Origin of the sequence: Marinococcus halotolerans DSM 16375 (assembly GCF_000420725.1) — a bacterium.
GTDB lineage: Bacteria > Bacillota > Bacilli > Bacillales > Marinococcaceae > Marinococcus > Marinococcus halotolerans.
In genome coordinates this window covers 30,449-50,457 of sequence record NZ_ATVM01000021.1, presented here as the reverse complement: position 1 = coordinate 50,457, position 20,009 = coordinate 30,449, and the positions used below count along the sequence as shown (strand labels likewise).

Genomic DNA, 20,009 nt, shown 5'->3' with positions numbered 1-20,009 from the left:
CTGCACCAGCTTCCGCAGCCGGTCGGTTTCACTGTCCTGCGGGCTAGCTCCGTAGATATTCGGACGGCCAATGGGCTGGTCGAGGCGATGCTCCTCGCCGTTCTGGACCCACTTGGCCCATTGCTTGATTTGGGACACATTCTTGATGCCGAAGGTATCCATAAGGGCCCGGTTGCTCCACCCTTCCTCCCACTTGAGCCGAAGGACTTCCCGTTTCACTTCTGCTGGATAACGTCGTTTCTTTTCTCCCATAAGAAAAACACCTCCATTTGTCGATCTTACTACGAATACGACGTGGGAGGTGCTTTTATCTGTCTCATTTATTTAGGTCACTTCAATGTAGTATTAACGATGATCTGGAGGTGTTTTTTTGACGGGAACCAATCGATTTTGTCCGGAAGATGTGAAGCGCGAAGTCATTCGCTTGAAATTGGAGGGGCAAACCTCCAACCAGGAACTCATGAAGCAGTTTGGGATTAAAAATGAATCCCAGATTAAAACATGGGTCCGGTGGTATAAACAGGGAGCCTTCCACCGCCTGGCCCAGCCGCCGGGAAAACAATATACCTTCGGTAAAGGGCCTGACGAGGGAACAGAAATCGAGCAGCTGCGAAAGAAAGTGGCATATTACGAAATGAGAGATGATCTGATGGGAAAGGCCAATGCCATCGAAAGGAGGTGGTTCCGGAAGTCATCGTCGAAGTGATGGAGACGAATAAACATCTCTATGGCGTGCAGGCGATGTGTGATGCCTTCGGCATTTCACGGGCCACCTACTACCGGTGGAAAAAACGTTCCCGTGAGATTCCTGCCCTCCACCAAATCATTATGGATATCTGCCGACGGTATCGCTATTGGCTGGGGCACCGCAAGGTGGCGGCTCTTCTCCGAAAAGACTATGGGATCAGGATCAATCGGAAAACCGCCCAACGCGTGATGCAGAAGTATCAGCTCCAATGCCAGGTCAAGCCGAAGAAACGGACCCGGCCGACGGGAGAAACCCATCAGACGGTGCCGAACCTCCTTCAGCAGGAATTTACAGCTGATCGTCCCAACCAAAAATGGGTTACGGACATTACGTACCTGCCATATGGAGAGAAGATGTGGTATTTATCTACGATCATGGATGTATACAATAATGAATTAGTGGCGTATCAGCTACGGGATACGCAAGAGACGAGTCTGGTGCTGGATACGTTGGAAGCGGCCTGTCGGGGCCGGGAGACCTACGGTCTCCTCCTGCACAGTGATCAGGGTTCCCAGTATACCTCACGCGCGTTTCAGCAAGCAGCCAAAGAAAAAGGCATTATCACAAGCATGTCCCGGAAAGGAAACTGCTTTGATAATGCCATGATCGAATCCTTCCATTCCTCGCTAAAGTCGGAAGAATTCAGCATCCGCGTACGGATGCCCCTTACATCTTCTATTATAGTCGAAAAAGTCGATTCGTACATGTATTATTATAATTACATACGACCATTTACCAAATTAAACGACCACAGTCCGGTGGAATTCCGGACGACGGCCGCATAGGTGTTTTTTTCTTGTCTCATTTCTTTGGGTCAGTTCAAATGAATGAACCTGCTTTTTATTATGAAGAGGACTGAGTATTTTCAGCACTCTGCAGCTGGTCTGAGCCGCTGTTTGAAGAACTGCTTTCAATAGCCGTGCTTTCTTCTTTTAATTCTTTTAATTCGCCGGTAGTTTCAAGCGTCGTCGTTTTTGCTTTCATCAACGTTTCTTTCAGGCTGTTCACCCGGTTGACGATTTCCTGGATATCTGTGCTTGCCGACTGGAGGAGCTCAGAATAATAATTTGATGTCTCTCTTAATGTAGAAATAATCGATTCCCTGTTCTCTGAAAGAAACTGGGATGTGCTGTTCAATGTAGAAGCTGTTTGTTTCGTTCCGCCTACAATAGGAGAACGGGTTTTACGGGTGCTGAGTAAAACAATAACGGAGACGACGCCTCCAAGGATTAAACCAATTTTGAGTGCTGTGTTTCCATTTTCCTCTGCCATCACTATCCATCCTTTCGGCTTTGCATATATTATTACCTATACCACATTTTACATGAATTTATTCTTTTTTACTTTATCTTATCAAAAAAAATCTACCTGTCTGAAAGCTATTGTGTTTTTTATCACATTTTCATAATTTTATGGTTTGTCAAACGAGTAATATAGGGTAAACTAATTGTCAGCAGGAGTATAACAGAAAGAAAGGGAGATGTTCGCATGAGAAAACCACAGAGACTTTCATTTGAAGACTTGATGGAAGCAAATAAAAATGAACTCAAGGGCAATAAGCAGGCACTTGATTCAATAGACCGCAGACTTGATGAAAAAAAATCCAAGGAAGTATATGTCCGCCCGGGCACTAAAAAACGAGCCAACTAATAGAGCTGCAGGGATGGCTGCCATCCGGATATGTCCATGCCATCCTTATATATTTCCTCTGTTAATTTTTTGAACTTTCTGTCAAATAAATCCAAAGGTATATCTCTATACAATAAAAAAACCGCCTTTCGGCGGCTTTTTTTCTCTATCTTACAGATCAGAATCTTCGAGAATGCGTTCAATTTGTTCTTTATGACCGGTCTCATCAGAAATAAGGTCTTCAAGTTTGTTTTGAAGCTCGATCATGTTCAGCTCTTCTGCCTGCTGGGCGCGTTTTGTATAGCGCTCAATCGTGTCTGCTTCAGCGTCACGGGCAGCTTCAAGCATTTCACGTACCTGGAACGTCTGCTTCACATCAGCAGGTTTTGTGGTTGGTGTGCCACCAAGCGTACGGATTTTAGAAGCAAGGTATTGAGCGTGGCCCTGCTCGTCACCGATTTCATCTTCAAACAATGGTTTGAGCATTGGTGTGTGAATGCCGGAAACCACAGCTGCATAGTTTGTATACATGATAGCTGCTGCATATTCGTGTGCTAAGTCGACGTTTAGGCCGTCGATTAATTCCTGTACTTTAGGATCGTTTTCTCTTACGCGTTCCATGAATAAATTCCTCCTGTCGTCTGTTTAGTGCAATTGATGTTTTCTCATAGTTGCAGCCTTCCAAAGTATAATTTACCCTTTTTCAGGCTGAAAAAACCTCTTTTTTATTTGAACAGGTACAGATATTCGCTGTAACCCTGCTCTTCAAGCTCATTGACCGGGATAAATTTAAGAGCGGCCGAATTGATACAATACCGTAAACCTGTTGGTTCAGGCCCATCCGGAAATACGTGTCCAAGGTGGGAATCTGCTTCGTCGCTGCGGACTTCTGTTCTCCTCATCCCTAAAGAATCATCAAAGTTTTCTTTAACTTCGCTTTCCTTTAATGGCATGGTAAAGCTCGGCCACCCACAGTTGGAATCAAATTTATCCTTTGAACTGAACAAAGGCTCTCCGGAGACCACGTCTACATACAGGCCTTCCTCTTTATGGTTCCAGTATTCATTTTCAAACGGGCGCTCAGTGGCGTCATTTTGAGTTACTTCATACTGCATCGGGGTTAAACGCTGTTTCAGTTCTTCTGTACTGTATTTTTTATTGGTGCTCATTCTGCTCACTCCAGTAATTGTTTATAAATCCTTCGCGGCCGGAGCCCTTCCGGTACATCATATAGTGAAAACGATTTTTGTGATGATAATCCTGATGATATTCCTCGGCCGGATAGAACACCCCGGCTTCCCTGATTCTCGTTACTACCGGCTTTTCAAACGGACCGTTCTCATCAAGCTCCTGTTTGGAGGCTTCTGCAAGCCTGTGCTGTTCTTCATCGTGGTAAAAGATATTCGTCGTATATGATTCCCCGCGGTCATTAAACTGACCACCCGGGTCTGTAGGGTCAATCTGGCGCCAAAATATTTCAAGCAGCCGTTCATAGGATACCACCGATGGGTCATATTTCATCTGGATAGCTTCTACGTGACCGGTAGTTTCTGAACACACTTCCCGGTACGTCGGATTTTCTGTATGACCGCCGGTATATCCCGACATAATGTCGTAGACACCCTCCTCCTGTTCAAAAGGGCCTACCATACACCAGAAGCACCCTCCGGCAAAGGTGGCAAGCTTCGTGTTTTGTTCTTCTGCCATGTTATTCACCCCAATCTCTCATGTACTGTTAATTATAACATTTCTTCATACGATTTCCTGTTTATGTGCTCACCCTGGACCTTCATTTGCTAATCTCATTCAATAAGAAAAGGCCAGCTTTCCAGCCGGCCTTTCGGTCTTATTTTGCTAGTTGTTTCAGCGATTCACGGTTAAAGGCCGGGATATCATCGGGTTGACGGCTTGTAACCAGGTTGTTGCAAACGACTACTTCTTCATCATGAAGCTTTGCCTTGGCATACTCCATGTCCGTCTGGATGGACTTAAATCCTGTCGCGTTACGGCCTTCCAGCGCTTTAGCTGTAATAAGCAACTGCGGGCCGTGGCAGATCGCAAATACCGGCTTGTCATGATCCATAAAGTATTTGGCAAAATCTACGAAACGCTGATCGCCGCGAAGCTGATCCGGAGAAAATCCTCCTGGAATAAGGAGAGCATCAAAGTCTTCCGGCTTCACATCTTCAATAGAAGCGTCAACGGTCACTTTCGCTTCTCCCTGTTTACCGGTTACTGTTTTGCCTTTTTCATTTTCGATGACGGTAAGTTCATGACCTTCTTTTTCGAATGCTTCTTTCGGGTCTGTGAATTCCACATCTTCAAAAAGATCTGTAAGGACTACTGCTATTTTACTCATCATATATCACCTTTCCTGGATATAATCTTTGATCACACAGATAAGTTTACCCAAGTCGCGGCTCATTCTAAACCTGACGGCTGTTTATTTTAAACCGGTCGGCAACCCTTTGCATCGAAGCGGCCTTTTCTTCAAATGACGGAGTAAATCCTACAGTCATAATTTCTTCAGCGCCGTAAGCTTTTTCAAGCCATTTGAGCTTTTCTTCCACCTGGTCTATCGTTCCAACCGCGTTATGATACCGGTTCTTTTGAAACATATCTTTTTCTTCGTCCATGTACGTAACGTCTTTAATCATTTCATACGACGGTATGCCGAGCAGACCAAGGCCTTTAGCCGTTACTGAAGAAACATAATCACTGACCGCTCTCCATTCTTCCGCCTGCTGTTCGGACTCTGCTGCAAGTGCCCAGACCGCCAGCATAAAATAGGGAGCCGGGCAGATGTCCGACGGCTGAAAATGTTCGTGGTAATAATCAGCTGCCTGAAAGCCTTCATCCGGGTTAATGAAGTGCGCAAAGCAGAACGGCAGTCCGTTTTCCGCTGCTGTTTTCGCACTGTCCCGGCTTGAGCCGAGAATCCAGACTGCCGGCTTCACCTGAGCACGTGGCGTTACCGGAGCGTAATCATACAGCCCTTCGTATTTATTTCCTTCCGGGGACAAAAAAGTAAGCAGCTCTTTCAGCTGTCCGGGATACCTGGCTGCATTTCTTGAGCCTCCTTCATGCAGCGCCCGGGTAACGTTCGGCATAGCTCCCGGCGCTCTGCCGAGGCCCAGATCAATACGACCTTTGTAAAGAGAAGCCAGCACCTCAAATACTTCAGCCACTTTAAACGCGCTGTAGTGCGGAAGCAGCACTGCACCTGATCCAATTTTCATTCGTGTGGTGCGGGCAGCCAGGTGGGCAATTAATACTTCCGGGGCGCTTCCGGCTATGTGCTTAGTTCCGTGGTGCTCAGAGACCCAGAATCGGTGGTACCCTAGTTCTTCAGCGATACGGGCATATTCTCCGGTCCAGACGAATGTGCTTTCCGGCGACTCTCCGTAGGGCATGATGGATTGATCAAGTATACTCAGTTTCATGGTTTCCCCTCTTTCTTTACTTGCGCTGATAATCCGCTTTAATTTCTCCCCAGTTATTTGTATCCCATTTATAAATCGGGTTGTCCCACGTATGCTCCCGCAGCCAGTTTTCCGCCCGGCGGATCTCTTCCCAAATTTCCCGGCTGTCCGCGTCTTCCACCAGCGTCGAATTTGCTTTTTTCTTTTCGACCCAGCCGATGGCTGTCGCTGAATCTGAATACACAGGCATTCCGCTTTCCTTGTCTTTTAAGTACCGGAGTGCATGCACGATCCCAAGGAATTCCGCTATATTGTTTGTGCCCTTTTTAAACCCGGGATGTGCGAACACAATCTCTTCTGTTTTCGTGTAGACGCCCCGGTATTCTACCGGTCCCGGGTTGCCGTGGGAACCGGCGTCTACAGAAATACTCTCTGTTATGTAGCTGCCATTTTCAGCTTCAGGTTTTGCAGCGGAATTGTTAAAAGCCGTCTCTGCTTCTTCATACGAAGAAAACGACTTAAACCTCGCTCCTTTGAACCCCTTGACCTGCTTTTCACATTCAGCCCAGGTGCTGTAAATGCCCGGCTTTTTTCCTTTCCATACTACATACCATTTCTTTTTCGCCATTTGTCTCTCTCCCTGAGGAAAAAAGAACGCCTCCCGCTCAGCAGAGACGTCCATTTCCTTATTCTTCTTTTGCAGAAAAACGCTGGAATACCGTATCCTTCTGCACCGGATAGCGCTCAAAGCCGCAAAGGTTATTGATGATGGTTTGATTTCTTACGACGGATAAAGATAAGTTCGTCGCAGCTGTGCCGTGTGAGTGATCGATATTTGTGAGCATGTATATGTGATTGTCACGCCCGTCCTTGAACTGAAGACGGTAATAATCATCAATCATATAATGGTCCGCGTCTTCCTTTTCCACGAGCTCTCCGTATTCCTGAATCCACTCCGGGACACTCGGCTGAAACCCGGTGGCAAGCACGACTTTATCCGAAAAACAGCGGAACGTTTTATCCTGCTGCCATTGACGGAGCTTCAGCTGATAGCCTCCCTCCACTGACTGAATATCTGACAGCTCCGTGGCGGCCTGAAGCACGACGTTTGGATCTTCACGTTCGATAGAACGATGATAAAGAAGATCGTATATTTTTTCAAGCGTGGGCTGCTCAATGCCCTTTCTCGCATGATCAAGCTCCGGCAGAGTTTCGAGCCTTGTTTTAATGTCAAGTGAACGAAAATATTCGACAAAATCCGTAGAAAAAATCTCGCGGGCGACCTTTGCGTCCTCAGCCTGGAAAAACTGTGGGGAACGGGTAAACCAGTTGAGCTTGTAATGAAAATGCTTCTGGTCCTGCAGGAGGTCATGGAAAATCTCTGCTGCACTCTGGCCGGAGCCAACAACCGTCACCTCGTCCCCGCTCTTCAGCTCCTCTTTGCGAAAGGAATAATCAGCCGCATGATAAATCTCATCATTCTTCTGCCTTTCAATATTAGGAGGAAGCATCGGCGCTGCTCCTGTTCCGACCGCTACATTTTTCGTATAAAAATATTCCTTTTCGCCGCTGCCCGTATTTTCCGTCGTAATTCTGTAGCAGGCATCTCCGTCCCAGCTGCTGTCAGCAACCTCAAGCACCCGCTGGCCGAAAAGACAATAAGGAAGCTGGGCGGCCACCCATTTTCCATAAGAATCGTATTCTCTTCTTGGCACCTTCAGCTGCTTATTAAAAAAGAACTGAAACATGCGGTTATGCTTGTGCAAATAATTTAACAACGTAAAACGGCTCGTCGGATCGGCAAAAGTCACCAAGTCAGCAAGAAAAGAAGAATTCAGCACTGTTCCTTCGAGCAGCATTCCAGGATGCCAGGCAAATTCATCTTTTTCATCTAAAAACACGGCTTCTATATCGTCCACTGGTTCAAGAAGGGCGGCCATGCCAAGATTAAACGGCCCGAGCCCAATTCCTGCTATATCGTAAAGTTTGTTTTCCACCCTGATCACCTCAAAATTAAGTGTTTCCGGCTTCAATCAAAAAGTCCAGCAATACCGCTGGACTTCCGTTCCGTATTGAAAGGCTGCCAGAAACCTTCGACTCTATACGAATTTCCAACTCTGTAATCAAGTTCTATTTTCCCTTCCTTTTTTGTTGTTAATCACCCAATATAATTACAAATAAGTGAAATTACCTTTAGGACGGAAAAACAGCTGAACAAACAGAATCAATGCAGCCGCTGCCGCTGTCCAGGCTACCAGGTTCACTTCCTGCCAGCGCTGTACAAAAATACCGGTAAACGCCCAGACAAACACCAGCGTATATAAAACGTCGCCCGTTTTTCTGTAAAATAAAATCACGGCTGCAGAAGCTGCTGCAATCGCAAGAGCAGTCCACCAGCTGCCGTCGATGATCCATCCGCGCACACCGTTCGCTGTAAGTACAACACCGATGTTCGTAATAGAAGCGACCGTAACCCAGCCAAAATACACACTGATTGGGACCAGCAGAAGCCCGCGCCGGGGACTCGTTTTAATTTTTATATAGATAACTCCCAGGCTGAGCCACAGTCCCAGAATTGCCGCCATGGTTCCGTAAAATATTTCATAATGAAATAAGAACAGCCACAGCACATTAAATATGCAGGACAGGATAAATGTATAGCCGATGCCAGCATATATATGCTCCTCCGTCGGTTTTGCGAAAAAAGCACGCAGCACCCATAAAATCATCAGCAGATAAATAACTCCCCATATCGAAAAAACGTACCCTGCAGGGGTAAATAATACATCGAGGCTGTCCGATATACTGCCGGTTGTCTGGCCGTTTAATGGCAGGGCGTTGGCAAGCCCGTTTACAGTAATGACTATCGCCAGTGCGAAAGCATTCAGAAGCTTAAGCTTCATGGAAGGAATGGAAAACATAAACACCCACCTTTGATTAAAAGACCTGGCCGCAGCTGCTTCAGCTGCATATATACTCTATGTTCATTTAAAAAATCCTCCGGCCGTTTTTGCCCGGAGGATTATTCGGTTTCTCTTTAGTTAATTTCTGCTGGCCTTGGACCCTTGCGGGCACCTTTATCCAGACGGTTAATGGTCGCCATATCTTCATCCTCAAGTGAAAAGTCAAACACATCGATGTTGCTTTCAATGCGTTCTGGCGTGACTGATTTTGGAATGATGATCGTATCATTTTGCAGGTGCCAGCGCAGGACGATCTGGGCAGGATTTTTTCCATGCTTTTCTGCAATTTTTTGAATGTGTTCGTCGTTAAGCACTTCTCCGCCCTGCATGATAGGGCTCCAAGCTTCCACATAAATGTTTTTCTTTTTGCAGTAATCCTTTAATTCATTCTGCGCCAGATAAGGATGACATTCTACCTGGTTTAATACCGGCTTTACTGTGCATTCGTTTAAAATTCTTTCCAGATGCTCCACCTCAAAGTTACTTACGCCGATCGCTTTTACTTTGCCGTCTTCGTAAAGCTTCTCAAGCGCCTGGTACGTTTCTACATAATCGTCATTTGCCGGCGTCGGCCAGTGAATCAGATATAAATCCACATAATCGAGTCCAAGACGTTCCAGGCTGGCGTCAAATGCCTTCAGTGTGTTTTCGTAGCCGTGATCAGAGTTCCATACCTTTGTCGTAATAAAGAGCTCTTCTCTTGGAATCCCGCTTGCTTTAATCGCGCGGCCGACTCCTTCTTCGTTTTTATAGATCATTGCCGTATCGATTGAACGATAGCCGGATTTCAGCGCATGTGTAACAGCCCGCTCAGCTTCATCATCACTTACCTGAAAAACACCGAAGCCAAGCTGAGGCATTTGCAGCTGATTGTTTAAAGTTACGTAATCCATTTTTGTATACCTTCTTTCTGTAAATGCTGTGACTATTACTGTATACCCGCTGTTCTTTAAATTACACCTGCAGGATTCACCGTTTTTTTACAAGACGCTGGAGATAATGCTTCCATTCCTTTACGCTTACCGGCTTATTGCTGCCGCTTGAAATGGAGATCTGTACCCCGTCCTCCATAAACGAAGCCGGAAAAGCTACATTGCCGATTGAAGGATTATCGGCACCGTTTACCAGCTGCCAGGGATGTTTATGCCTCGCAATCATTTGCTGGGCTGCTTTGTCCCCGGAAGCGGAAACAATCAGCCAGGCGCTCTCCAAATCCTCCGGTTCGACCGTTTTTTGCTTCCAGCCCACCTTATTTTCTTCCCACAGCTTTTTCAGCCCCGGGGAAAGCTCCGGTGCCACAATTGTAACGAGAGCTTCTGCCTTTAACAGCTTACCGGCTTTACGTTCTGCCACACTACCGCCGCCGATGATTACGGCTTTTGTTTTGTGCATACTCACAGCTAATGGAAGAAGAAAGTCAGACATGAATGCCTGCGTCTTTCTCAAGTGTTTCAGCGACCCGGGATTCAAGCACAGGGAGCAGCCGCTCATCAAAGCCTAAAAAGTCGCACCTTGTAAAATGCCCGGGTTTAGCTTGATTATAATGGGCTGCTGCTTCGTCCATTTCTTTGATGAGCAGGCCAACAAACATTAAATAGGGGAGAACGTACACGGGACGTTTACCTTCAGCCAGCTCTTTCATTTTCTCCTGAAAACCCGGCTCGGCAGCGGCAAGAAAAGCTGTTTCCACCCTCGAGCGGCCGGTGTGCTTCTCAAGCTCCCCGGCAATACGGTAAAAGTCTTCGATGGCTCCGGGATCTTTTGCCCCTCTTCCTACAAACAGGATGACTGCTTCTTCCTCCGGAACCCAGCCTTTTACACGGAGACGATCCAGAAGAAGATCGTTAATACGGTCATGAACACCAAAAGGGTCTCCGTACTGAATAGTTACTTCAGGGTGCATTTGCTGTACCTTTTCGAGCTCTTCCGGGATATCTTTTTTAATATGACCTGCTGAAAGTAAAAGCACCGGTACAACAGCCAGGGTCTCCGCTCCGTTTTCAATGCATTCCACAGCACTTGTGACAATATCCGGCTCTGCCAATTCCAGAAAGCAGGTCTTCTGCTCGTATTCCGGGAAAGCGGCTCCCGCTTTTTTTGTAAAAGCTTTTACCTGTTCATTACCTTCAGGGACTCTCGTTCCGTGTCCCACAAACAAAATAGCCTTCATTATGGTTCCTCCTTAAAGAATAGGGCTGAAGCACTTTTGAATAGAAGCGGTCACTGCCTGCGCTGAAGCCCCCGCTGTCATATCCACATGGATTCCATATTTTTCAGCTTGTTCTTTCGTGCGTTCACCAATGCAAACCACCGTTTTTTGTGACCACCATCGTCCAGCGTCTCCATTATACAGGCGGTTGATTTTTTCCACCGCAGTCGTGACAGCTTTTCTACATGGGAAAATCACTGTGTTAATGGAGTCATCCACCAACAGCCGCTCAAGTGTATGATCTGAAGAAGCGGCACTCTTTAACACATGCCCAATATCACTGCTGCCCTGAGGGGCGATCTCTTCTATCCACGCCTTACTTCCAATAGCATGAACATTCTCAGCAGATTTCCATTCCTCTTTCTGGCGCAGTTCGGGAAGAACACCATAGTCCTTCCATTTTTCTTCTGCCCGGTGGGTTGCAGCTGTAAGAATGCAGTTCACCTGTCTCAGGTCCAGACGCCAGTACTTTAGCTGGGCTATAAAAGCTTCAACGTCACTGGCTGTTTCAAATACAATTTCATCATAGGGAAGATCCTTTTGTAAGTGGATAAGCTCCGGCAGTGTTTCTTCCCATACAGGCCCCTCATACACCTCTGCACCCTGACTTTTCCATTCGCTGCTCCATTTGCTTGAGCCCGGTGTTGTCCGCACATGCCACATGTACCGGCCAAACAACGGGAGCTCTTCAAACCAGGTCGAGACCGGCCCTGCCTTAACGACATTGCCAACCAGCGTAATCGAAGGATTTTCAATCGCATGCTTCTGCACAATATCATTGATATCTGCCAGGGTGCCCTTAACTGTCCGCTGCTTTGAATAAGTGCCCCACTCGACTACCATCACAGCTGTATCCTCAGGCTTCCCTGCTTCTATGAGCCGTTTCGTAATAAAAGGAAGGTTTTTGACCCCCATGTAAAAGGCGACTGTATCAATGCTTTTCGCAAGCGGCTCCCAGTCCAGGTCCGGCTCTCCTGTTTCCTTCTTCGTATGGGCCGTAATTGCTGCAAAGCTTCCCGAATAATCCCGGTGAGTCACAGGTACACCGGCATAAAGCGGGGCTGCTATACCGGAGGTGATGCCGGGGACGATTTCGTAATCGATATCGTTTTCCTCCATGACGGCTGCTTCTTCCCCAACTCTTCCAAATACGCCGGGGTCGCCGCCTTTAAGGCGTACTACCCGTTTTCCCTCCCGGCTTTTTTCCACCATCATTTTCTGAATCACTTCCTGCCGGAGAATATGCTTTTGCGGCAGTTTTCCACAGTATATACGTTCCGCTCCAATCGGAGCCTGTTCCAGAAGAAGCGGGTTGACCAGCCTATCATAAAAGATGACGTCCGCCTGGCGGATGCATTCTGCTCCGCGCACGGTCAGAAGACCTTCATTTCCGGGCCCTGCTCCTACTAAATACACTTTCCCATCTGCCACCCAACTCCTCCTTTCCCTTTATCAAATGGTAAAAAAGGACACGGCTTAACAGCCCGCGCCCTCTACGTATCTTTCTTTATTGTTCTTCGATGTAATTCCAGTTCACTAAAGCGTCCACCACTTCCTGAGCGGATTCTTCAATGGATTTTTGTTCGGTATTTACCGTAAGCTCCGGGGTTTCCGGCTCTTCATAGGGCGCGTTGATCCCGGTAAAGGAAGGAATTTCTCCGGAACGCGCTTTTTTATACAAGCCCTTCGGGTCCCGTTCTTCACAGGCTTCGAGGCTCGCCTCTACATATACCTCGATAAATTCTCCCTCCGGGAGCAGTTCACGCACCTGGTGGCGGTCCTCCCGGTATGGGGAAATAAAAGCGGTACTGACAATCTGGCCGCTGTCAACGAACAGCTTTGCCACTTCTCCGATGCGGCGGATGTTTTCTGTCCGGTCCTCCGGAGAAAAGCCAAGGTCCTTATTCAGGCCGTGACGTACATTGTCTCCATCGAGTACATAAGTATGGCTCCCGCGCTCAAAAAGCTTCCGGGAGACGGCGTTTGCAAGCGTGGATTTACCGGATCCGGAAAGGCCGGTAAACCAGAGCACAAAGCTTTGATGCTTATTTTTTTCCTGACGTTCTTCTTTGGATACCGAGGCGTCGTGCCAGACGATATCGGTGGATTTAGACCCCATCGTTTTCCTCCTGTCGTTTATGAATTGGAAGTCTGGCTCTGCATGCCGCGGATCAATACTTCCACGACCTCCGGACGGCTGAACTCTTTTGGAGGCATTTCGCCGTTGGTCAGCATGGCACGCACTTTCGTACCGGAAAGAATGACATGATCAGCTTTGTCGTGCGGGCACGTTTTCGCTGTGGCCATGTTTTCACATTTCAGGCAGTAGAAGGAATGCTCAAAGAATCGCAGTTGAATGCCAAGTTCTTCAAACGTAAACTCGGAGAAAATTTCCTGGGCGTCATACGTGCCGTAATAGTCACCGACACCCGCATGGTCACGGCCGACAATAAAGTGGGTGCAGCCGTAATTTTTCCGCACCATGGCATGAAATATCGCTTCTCTCGGTCCTGCATAGCGCATAGCGGCAGGAAATACGGCTAAAAACGTCCGGTTTTCAGGGTAGTATTCGTCGAGAATCGTCTCGTAGCTTTCCATGCGCACATCGGCGGGAATGTCATCCGATTTTGTTGCCCCGACAAGCGGGTTTAAAAACAGGCCGTCCACGGTTTCAAGTGCTGCTTTTTGAATATATTCATGCGCCCGGTGGACAGGGTTTCTCGTTTGAAAACCGACCACGGTGTTCCAGCCGCGGCTTTCAAAGGCGGTGCGCGTTTCCTCCGGGTCCAGATAATAGTTTTCAAACTGCTCATGGCTGATTTCTTTTACCAGCGTAATTTTGCCGGAAGCATACGTGTCCGGCCGGTCGTACATCTTCTTTACGCCAGGGTGGGCTTCTTCTTCGGTGCGGTATACTTCTCGGGCTTCCCGCTTCTTGTCCGGAGTATAGAATCCTTCAAGTTCAATCGTACCGTACGTTTCTCCGTCAAAAACCAGGCGGGCTTCTTCTCCTGCTTTCAATTCCTCTGCTTTTTCCTTTGTGACCGGCAGCGTAATAGGAATACTCCAGACCGTGCCATCCGAAAGGCGCATCGAAGAAACCACCGAGCTGTAGTCGTCTTCGCTCATGAAGCCTTCGAGCGGACTGAACGCGCCGTTTGAAAGCAGCTCAAGGTCGGATAAAGCGACCTCATCAAGCTCAATTTGTTTTTGAATGGATGAAACGTCTTTGGTCAAATCTTTACGATTTACTAATTTTCCACCGTGTGGAGTGCTTAAAGCCATGATCATCGTCCCTTCTTCGTCTTAATTCATCAGCGGTGCAGGCCGCATTCTGTTTTTCCGCTTCCTGTCCACCGGCCGCTGCGGTGGTCTTCGCCTTCAAGCACTTTCGCCGTGCACTGTACACATCCGATACTTGGATAATTCTGCTCATGCAGCTCATTGTAAGGAAGATTGTTGTCTTCGATATAAGCCCAGACATCGTCCCACGTCCAGTGGATCAAAGGGCATATTTTAATGGACTCAAACCGTTTATCCTCGTTAACAAACTGCGTGTTGCGGCGGGTAAGTGACTGTGACCTGCGCAGGCCGGACATCCAGGCCCCGTACTGGCTCAATTCATTTTCGAGCGGCTGCAGCTTGCGGATACCGCAGCACCGGTCCGGATCTGTTTCCCACAGCCTCTCGCCTTCCTGGGCCGCCTGCTGTTTAGGCGACAGCTCCGGCTTCAGCATTTTAATGTTTAATTGCGGGTACCTTTCACGAACTGCGTCAATTACATCATACGTTTCTTTAAAATGAAACTGAGTGTCAAGAAAAGCGATGGTGGCATCTGGTTTCACCTGGCTGATTAAATCAATCAATACAATCCCTTCAGCCCCGAAACTGCATGCATATACTAAATCATCGCCGTATTCGCCGTAGGCCCAGCGAACAACTTCAAGCGCACTTTTTCCTTCCAGCACGTCATTATTCACTTGCTCCAACTCATTTGTCTGCAGGGAATCGTATACTATCATGCGCTTCCATCCCTTTCCCTTTAATATTGTACCTGTTTCTATAAAAAATGAAAATCTTATTTTAAAGTTCATGAAATCCTTAGTAAGTTTATCAGGTTTATTAGCTTATAGTATATTTTAGTGGGTACGTTTTGCAAAGTCAACAATACAAATCGTTTAACTAGGGATTGTTCCCGGCGAAACTCCCTCTTTCATTCTTTTTCCTGTTAGCATTAGCTTTCACATCAGTATATATGGCATAATATAAAAGACTCTTTCTTTTGAAAACAACATTGGTTCAGCGCACAATTTTTAGGAGGTTACGGATGAAATTTATCGATAATGAGGGCATAAATGACCCGAGAATCAATTTAGCCATTGAAGAATTTGCTTTAAAAAACATGGATCTCGACAAAGACGAAATGTATTTGCTTTTTTATGTGAATAACCCTTCCATCATTATTGGGAAAAATCAAAATACAATCGAAGAAATCAACACCGATTACGTAGAGAAGCACAACATTCAGGTAGTACGGCGTCTTTCCGGCGGCGGTGCAGTCTATCATGATTTAGGCAATTTAAATTTCAGCTTTTTAACGAAAGATGACGGGAACAGCTTTCAAAATTTCCAAAAATTCACTCAGCCTATCGTCGATGCTTTGAACAATATCGGGGTTCCGGCCGAAATGTCCGGGCGCAATGATTTACAGGCGAACGGGAAAAAAATTTCGGGTAATGCCCAGTTTGCCACAAAAGGAAGAATGTTCAGCCACGGCACCCTGATGCTCGATTCGGAAATTGAAAACGTCGTAGCTGCGCTGAATGTAAAAGACGAAAAAATCCGATCAAAAGGGATCAAGTCCATTCGGAGCCGTGTGGGAAATATCAATGAGTTTTTGGATGAACCATTGTCTGTAGAAGCCTTCAAACAGCTCATTCTACGTTATATTTTCGGGAGCGACGAAGATATCGAGCAGTACCGCCTTACCGACGAAGACTGGAAGGAAATCCATAAGATATCTAATGAGCGGTACAGCAACTGGGATTGGAACTACGGCAAATCCCCGGCTTTTGATATTCACCGCAGCAAAAAATTCGATGCCGGCATGCTCGACATCCGCTTCAACGTCAAAAAAGGCGTGATTCAGGAAACGAAAATATACGGAGACTTTTTTGGTACCGGGAACGTAGAGGATCTTCAGGAAGCGCTTCAGGGTACGAAGTATGAACGCGAAGCCATCTATGAAACATTATCGCAGTTTGACCTGTATACGTATTTTGGAGCAATTTCCATTGATGAAGTAGTGGACTTAATTTATTAATTCAGCTTCATTTTTTCGTAAAAATGGGAAATTACTCATTTTTTACGTGACCTTAGACCCTCATTTAAGTACCCTGACTCCTCTACAATTAAATACTAGAGACTAATAACCCGGAAAAGGTGAGTAAATAAAATGGCATTAACAGAAATTGGTATTGATCTTGGGACCGCGAATATTCTCGTTTACACGAAAGAAAAAGGCATTATTCTTAACGAGCCTTCGGTTGTAGCACTTCATATCGACACAAAAGAAGTCTACGCTGTAGGTACAGAAGCAAAAGAAATGGTTGGGAAAACTCCGGCTAATATCATCGCGACCCGTCCGATGAAAGAAGGCGTTATTGCAGATTATGACATCACCTCTGCCATGCTATCCCACATAATGAAAAAAATTCAAAAAGAATCAAGCTTTACTCTCCGCAAGCCGAAGGTCGTCGTATGTACGCCGTGTGATTCTACTTCCGTAGAACGCCGGGCCATCCGTGATGCCGTGCTTGGCTGCGGGGCTAAATCTGTTTCCTTAATCGAAGAGCCAATTGCAGCAGCGCTCGGTGCCGATCTCCCTGTTGATGAACCTAAAGCAAACGTCATCGTCGATATTGGCGGGGGCACGACAGAGGTTGGGATTATTTCCTACGGCGGCATTGTTTCCTCCCGGGCAATCCGCCGCGGCGGAGACCATATGGACGAGAGCATTACCCAGCATGTCCGCAAAGAATACAACATGCTGATCGGCGAACGTACTGCTGAAAATATCAAAATGGAAATCGGTTCCGCTATCCCGGACGGTGAAGTCCGTACGATGGAAATCCGGGGCAGAGATCTTGTAAACGGGCTGCCGAAAACCATCACCCTGGAGTCACCGGAAATTCACCGGGCTATCACAGAAACTCTCGATCAGATTTTAGAAACTATTCGTGTTACTCTCGAGCAGTGTCCGCCTGAACTGAGCGGCGACATCGTCGATCAGGGAATTGTTCTCACCGGCGGGGGCGCGCTTTTGAACGACCTTCAGGACTGGCTGAGCCGCCAGATTGTAGTACCGGTTCACCTTGCCTCTTCCCCTCTTGAAGCTGTCGCGATCGGCACCGGTAAATCGTTGGCAATGATCAACAGTCTGCAGAAAGCCTCCATGTAATAAACAAAAATCGTCCTCAGGTTTTTATGCCTGTGGGCGATTTTTTCAGAGTGTTGATTAACTATTATTACCAGAAGCATCTCCAACATAGGCTTCTGGTTCTTTTTATGTAAAATCTGGAGATTTTTTCTTATCTTCGGTATTTATGCATGCAAAGAGTCTTATGCTGCTTCAGTTTTTGCCCGGTGGAGTGCAATTTTCTTCAAATTTTAAATGCTTGCGGTGAGGTGAGATTGAATTTGGACATACTTCTCTCCACGAAACTTCGCATATCGATAGCCATGGAGTTCTTTCGCGTCCGCAAAACTCCGTTCCACCGTCGTGTTACGAAGGCGAAACACTATTTGTCCTTCCGGCGTCCGACGATTCTTTGCCACATGTTCTTTATGTTCCTCCCAAATGTGGCGGGTGATTACACACGGGTCGGACTCGACTTGGATAGGCAAGATTCGCGTAGAGGACACTCTTTACAATCCTGTATACAAGATCGATACTGTTGATAACCGTTCCGATCCGTCGTGCGGTACGTAAGCATACAGCCCATGGGACAGATATACATATTTCTTTCCGGTACATACCTAAACTTCCGTTTCGGAAGTGCTTTGGACGTTGGCGAGGGGCGACGATAGGAAATAACCGCAAACAAAGCTTTTTCTCTCAACTTTTTGCATAGGTACCCGGTGTAATATCCCGCATCCGGAAAAGCACGAGGGGAGGACTAGATGGCCGACCCATGGTCGGCGAATAATGAGGTAGAGAAATCTATTCAATAAAAGAAAAATCAATCTTCGTGTCTACAGTTCGCAGGAAGTGATCTTTAGGAACGAGCTCCTCAACAGTCGTGACAGTGGAAACATGTCGTCGGTTCTGCCATTGGCCCATCAATGAAATCGACTCCTTTTTTCTTTTATCATACGACGATTTCGGAAGAAATCAAGAAAAAAAGCCGCCTAATGGCGACTTTATCAACAGCCTGATTTGTAATTATACAGCGTGATATGTGTGTTTCACTTAATTTTACGTTGTCGCGCCAAAAATGAACCGGCTTCCAGCCCAGCAGTTCTTTTGCTTTATCGCTGTTCAGTAAACTTTCAAATTCGCCGAGATTTTCTTTGATCGGCACGTTTGGAAATTCTGCTTTCATTAAATCACGGCTGGGAATATCCATACTTGTGTCGTCACCGGCAAGATTCAGCTCAACTGCACCAAGTCCCTGCTTCTCTACCGCCAGGCGGCATGCTGCAGCAGCATCTCTTGTATCAATGTAACTCCAAAGAATACGGTCCCGCTGGGAAGCATCATGGATAAAGGAAGGGAAATTCTGATACATAGGAGGAACAATCACGTTTCCAAGACGGAAACTCACTACCTGCATGCCAGTGCGGCGATGCATCATTTTGGCTGTTTCTTCATTCACTATCTTAGAAAGACCATAAGAATCCTCCGGAAGCTGCGGATGCGCCTCGTCAATAGGCACATATTGCGGATCGAATCGTTCTTTCGCAAAGCATATGCCGTAAGAAGATTCACTGGAAGCCAGAACCGCATTTTTTATCCCGAGCCCTGCTGCTGCTTCCAGCACGTTATAGGTGGCCAAGGTATTGTTGCGGAACGTTACTTCATTTGGATGCGAATAGGCGACTGGAATTGCTGCAAGATGCACCACTGCGTCAGCACCTTGAAGCGCCCCGTATACTTCCCCGAGATCGGTCAGATCTACGATTACCGTATCACAGATATTTTCCTCCGGGTTTTTCACGTCCGCATTCAGTACTTGATAGCCATGAGATACAAATTCTTTTAACACCCATGTGCCGAGCAGGCCGCTTCCACCTGTTACTACAACTTTTTTCATCACTATTCCTCATTTCTTTAAAAAAATTAAAGCGCTTACACAAGCAGTGCTATTATAACAGATAAATGAATCAGCTACTTCATAGAATCAATTTCATGCTTATAAGAATTCAGAGTGTTGATTAAGTAAATAAGCATATTTATTCTATTCCTTGTATTTTCTCCTTCGTTTACCGGCGGAAGCCTGCATGCTCGTCTTCAGCTGTTTCCCATGCCTGCTGTATAGGTACAGCAGGCATGGGCCTGGGTTTCCTCATGCTCTCAGGGCCTGTCCAGAAAGTCATTGGACTGGCCCTGAGATACTGCGCTTCGATCCCACCGGTGTCACTGCCGGACACTGCAGAAAAAATAAACTTTTTTATTGGAAAACCTTTCGTGCTCTTATGTTTCGTAAATAAGCGTTTCCCTATGTTATAAGATGCTGGAGCTGTAGAAGGGGCGACTCCGGGAGGAGATAGAACGATTCCTACTGCTTCCCAAACGATCTTATTGGGAAGCAGTAGGAAGCATGAGCGGAGCCAGCCAGGGTGTTACAATTCTTGAAAAGCGTTCTTTGCTTTCCAAGAATTTGGCTGCGCGAAGCCATGCTCTCCTTGTAAGAAGGGCAGGTTAGCGGAGAGAGTTCCCTCCGGAAAGCGACCCTTCGAAGACGGAAGCAGCTAACTGCATACTTCTTCAGAAATAATCACTTTATAAACAGCCTGGAAAAATCGCCCACAGGTTT

At 46.7% G+C, this 20,009-nt stretch carries 23 protein-coding genes; 4 read left to right on the top strand and 19 right to left on the bottom strand.

Annotation, left to right across the window (positions count from 1 at the left end; all coding sequences use genetic code 11):
- Window positions 1-252, bottom strand: a 252-nt coding sequence (locus tag G548_RS0113445; protein ID WP_022794674.1) for an IS3 family transposase, incomplete at its 3' end; no start/stop codon positions are given.
- A 118-nt stretch (window positions 253-370) separates the two neighbouring features.
- On the opposite strand from G548_RS0113445, the gene G548_RS0113435 reads away from it, so the two are divergent.
- Window positions 371-1,533 (top strand): IS3 family transposase gene (locus G548_RS0113435; protein WP_156847946.1). Its coding sequence is split into 2 segments (ribosomal slippage): window positions 371-665 and window positions 665-1,533, totalling 1,164 coding nucleotides; the frame shifts between segments, so codons are not numbered across the junction.
- 58 nt (window positions 1,534-1,591) lie between these two features.
- Here the strand turns inward: G548_RS0113435 and G548_RS0113430 are convergent.
- On the bottom strand, window positions 1,592-2,020 hold the full coding sequence (locus G548_RS0113430; RefSeq protein WP_022794671.1) for a hypothetical protein: 429 nt from the start codon (window positions 2,018-2,020) through the stop codon (window positions 1,592-1,594).
- 216 nt (window positions 2,021-2,236) lie between these two features.
- Between G548_RS0113430 and G548_RS19050 the strand changes: the two genes are divergently transcribed.
- Window positions 2,237-2,398: an FbpB family small basic protein gene (locus G548_RS19050; protein WP_022794670.1), complete on the top strand. Its 162-nt coding sequence runs from the start codon at window positions 2,237-2,239 to the stop codon at window positions 2,396-2,398.
- A 150-nt stretch (window positions 2,399-2,548) separates the two neighbouring features.
- Here G548_RS19050 and G548_RS0113415 read toward each other — a convergent pair whose 3' ends face one another.
- The 15 genes from G548_RS0113415 to G548_RS0113345 all read right to left on the bottom strand — a co-directional run bounded on the left by G548_RS0113415 (window position 2,549) and on the right by G548_RS0113345 (window position 14,993).
- Window positions 2,549-2,998 carry a ferritin-like domain-containing protein gene (locus G548_RS0113415; protein ID WP_022794668.1) on the bottom strand — a complete coding sequence of 150 codons (450 nt, stop codon included), beginning with the start codon at window positions 2,996-2,998 and terminating at the stop codon, window positions 2,549-2,551.
- Window positions 2,999-3,102: 104 nt separating this feature from the next.
- Entirely contained in the window at window positions 3,103-3,546 is a 444-nt protein-coding gene (gene msrB / locus G548_RS19695; RefSeq protein WP_027847418.1) for a peptide-methionine (R)-S-oxide reductase MsrB, read from the bottom strand.
- Window positions 3,533-4,084: a peptide-methionine (S)-S-oxide reductase MsrA gene (gene msrA / locus G548_RS19690; RefSeq protein WP_027847417.1), complete on the bottom strand. Its 552-nt coding sequence runs from the start codon at window positions 4,082-4,084 to the stop codon at window positions 3,533-3,535. The genes msrB and msrA overlap by 14 nt, the downstream gene beginning before the upstream one ends.
- Before the next feature lie 139 nt (window positions 4,085-4,223).
- Window positions 4,224-4,739: a type 1 glutamine amidotransferase domain-containing protein gene (locus G548_RS0113400; RefSeq protein WP_022794667.1), complete on the bottom strand. Its 516-nt coding sequence runs from the start codon at window positions 4,737-4,739 to the stop codon at window positions 4,224-4,226.
- Between the two features lie 64 nt (window positions 4,740-4,803).
- Window positions 4,804-5,820: an LLM class flavin-dependent oxidoreductase gene (locus G548_RS0113395; RefSeq protein ID WP_022794666.1), complete on the bottom strand. Its 1,017-nt coding sequence runs from the start codon at window positions 5,818-5,820 to the stop codon at window positions 4,804-4,806.
- A 16-nt stretch (window positions 5,821-5,836) separates the two neighbouring features.
- A complete protein-coding gene (locus G548_RS0113390; RefSeq protein WP_027847416.1) occupies window positions 5,837-6,427 on the bottom strand; it encodes a ribonuclease H1 domain-containing protein in 591 nt (196 codons plus the stop codon).
- A 58-nt stretch (window positions 6,428-6,485) separates the two neighbouring features.
- Window positions 6,486-7,796: a lysine N(6)-hydroxylase/L-ornithine N(5)-oxygenase family protein gene (locus G548_RS0113385; RefSeq protein ID WP_027847415.1), complete on the bottom strand. Its 1,311-nt coding sequence runs from the start codon at window positions 7,794-7,796 to the stop codon at window positions 6,486-6,488.
- Between the two features lie 174 nt (window positions 7,797-7,970).
- A complete protein-coding gene (locus G548_RS0113380; RefSeq protein WP_022794663.1) occupies window positions 7,971-8,720 on the bottom strand; it encodes a TspO/MBR family protein in 750 nt (249 codons plus the stop codon).
- Between the two features lie 116 nt (window positions 8,721-8,836).
- The gene (locus G548_RS0113375) at window positions 8,837-9,655 is read right to left on the bottom strand and encodes an aldo/keto reductase (RefSeq protein ID WP_027847413.1); all 819 of its coding nucleotides are present in this window, start codon (window positions 9,653-9,655) and stop codon (window positions 8,837-8,839) included.
- A gap of 76 nt (window positions 9,656-9,731) precedes the next feature.
- Window positions 9,732-10,187 (bottom strand): precorrin-2 dehydrogenase/sirohydrochlorin ferrochelatase family protein, encoded by a 456-nt coding sequence (locus G548_RS18240; protein WP_022794662.1) that lies wholly within the window; start codon window positions 10,185-10,187, stop codon window positions 9,732-9,734.
- The gene (locus G548_RS18235) at window positions 10,180-10,932 is read right to left on the bottom strand and encodes a sirohydrochlorin chelatase (RefSeq protein ID WP_022794661.1); all 753 of its coding nucleotides are present in this window, start codon (window positions 10,930-10,932) and stop codon (window positions 10,180-10,182) included. Before G548_RS18235 ends, G548_RS18240 begins: the two co-directional genes overlap by 8 nt.
- Before the next feature lie 12 nt (window positions 10,933-10,944).
- Window positions 10,945-12,402, bottom strand: a complete 1,458-nt coding sequence (gene cobA / locus G548_RS18230; protein WP_022794660.1) for a uroporphyrinogen-III C-methyltransferase — start codon at window positions 12,400-12,402, stop codon at window positions 10,945-10,947.
- 76 nt (window positions 12,403-12,478) lie between these two features.
- Window positions 12,479-13,090, bottom strand: coding sequence for an adenylyl-sulfate kinase (gene cysC, locus G548_RS0113355; RefSeq protein WP_022794659.1), 612 nt, complete (start codon window positions 13,088-13,090; stop codon window positions 12,479-12,481).
- A 17-nt stretch (window positions 13,091-13,107) separates the two neighbouring features.
- Window positions 13,108-14,256, bottom strand: a complete 1,149-nt coding sequence (sat, locus tag G548_RS0113350) for a sulfate adenylyltransferase (protein WP_022794658.1) — start codon at window positions 14,254-14,256, stop codon at window positions 13,108-13,110.
- 29 nt (window positions 14,257-14,285) lie between these two features.
- A complete protein-coding gene (locus G548_RS0113345; protein ID WP_022794657.1) occupies window positions 14,286-14,993 on the bottom strand; it encodes a phosphoadenylyl-sulfate reductase in 708 nt (235 codons plus the stop codon).
- A gap of 305 nt (window positions 14,994-15,298) precedes the next feature.
- On the opposite strand from G548_RS0113345, the gene lplA reads away from it, so the two are divergent.
- Both lplA and mreBH read left to right on the top strand, forming a co-directional pair.
- Complete coding sequence (gene lplA, locus G548_RS0113340) at window positions 15,299-16,294, top strand: lipoate--protein ligase (RefSeq protein ID WP_022794656.1); 996 nt, start codon at window positions 15,299-15,301, stop codon at window positions 16,292-16,294.
- A gap of 132 nt (window positions 16,295-16,426) precedes the next feature.
- The gene (gene mreBH, locus G548_RS0113335) at window positions 16,427-17,431 is read left to right on the top strand and encodes a rod-share determining protein MreBH (RefSeq protein WP_022794655.1); all 1,005 of its coding nucleotides are present in this window, start codon (window positions 16,427-16,429) and stop codon (window positions 17,429-17,431) included.
- 209 nt (window positions 17,432-17,640) lie between these two features.
- Here the strand turns inward: mreBH and G548_RS19715 are convergent, their stop codons facing one another.
- Both G548_RS19715 and G548_RS18220 read right to left on the bottom strand, forming a co-directional pair.
- Complete coding sequence (locus G548_RS19715; RefSeq protein WP_084687359.1) at window positions 17,641-17,895, bottom strand: transposase; 255 nt, start codon at window positions 17,893-17,895, stop codon at window positions 17,641-17,643.
- Between the two features lie 446 nt (window positions 17,896-18,341).
- Window positions 18,342-19,286 carry an NAD-dependent epimerase/dehydratase family protein gene (locus G548_RS18220; protein ID WP_022794654.1) on the bottom strand — a complete coding sequence of 315 codons (945 nt, stop codon included), beginning with the start codon at window positions 19,284-19,286 and terminating at the stop codon, window positions 18,342-18,344.
- Between the last annotated feature and the right edge of the window lie 723 nt (window positions 19,287-20,009).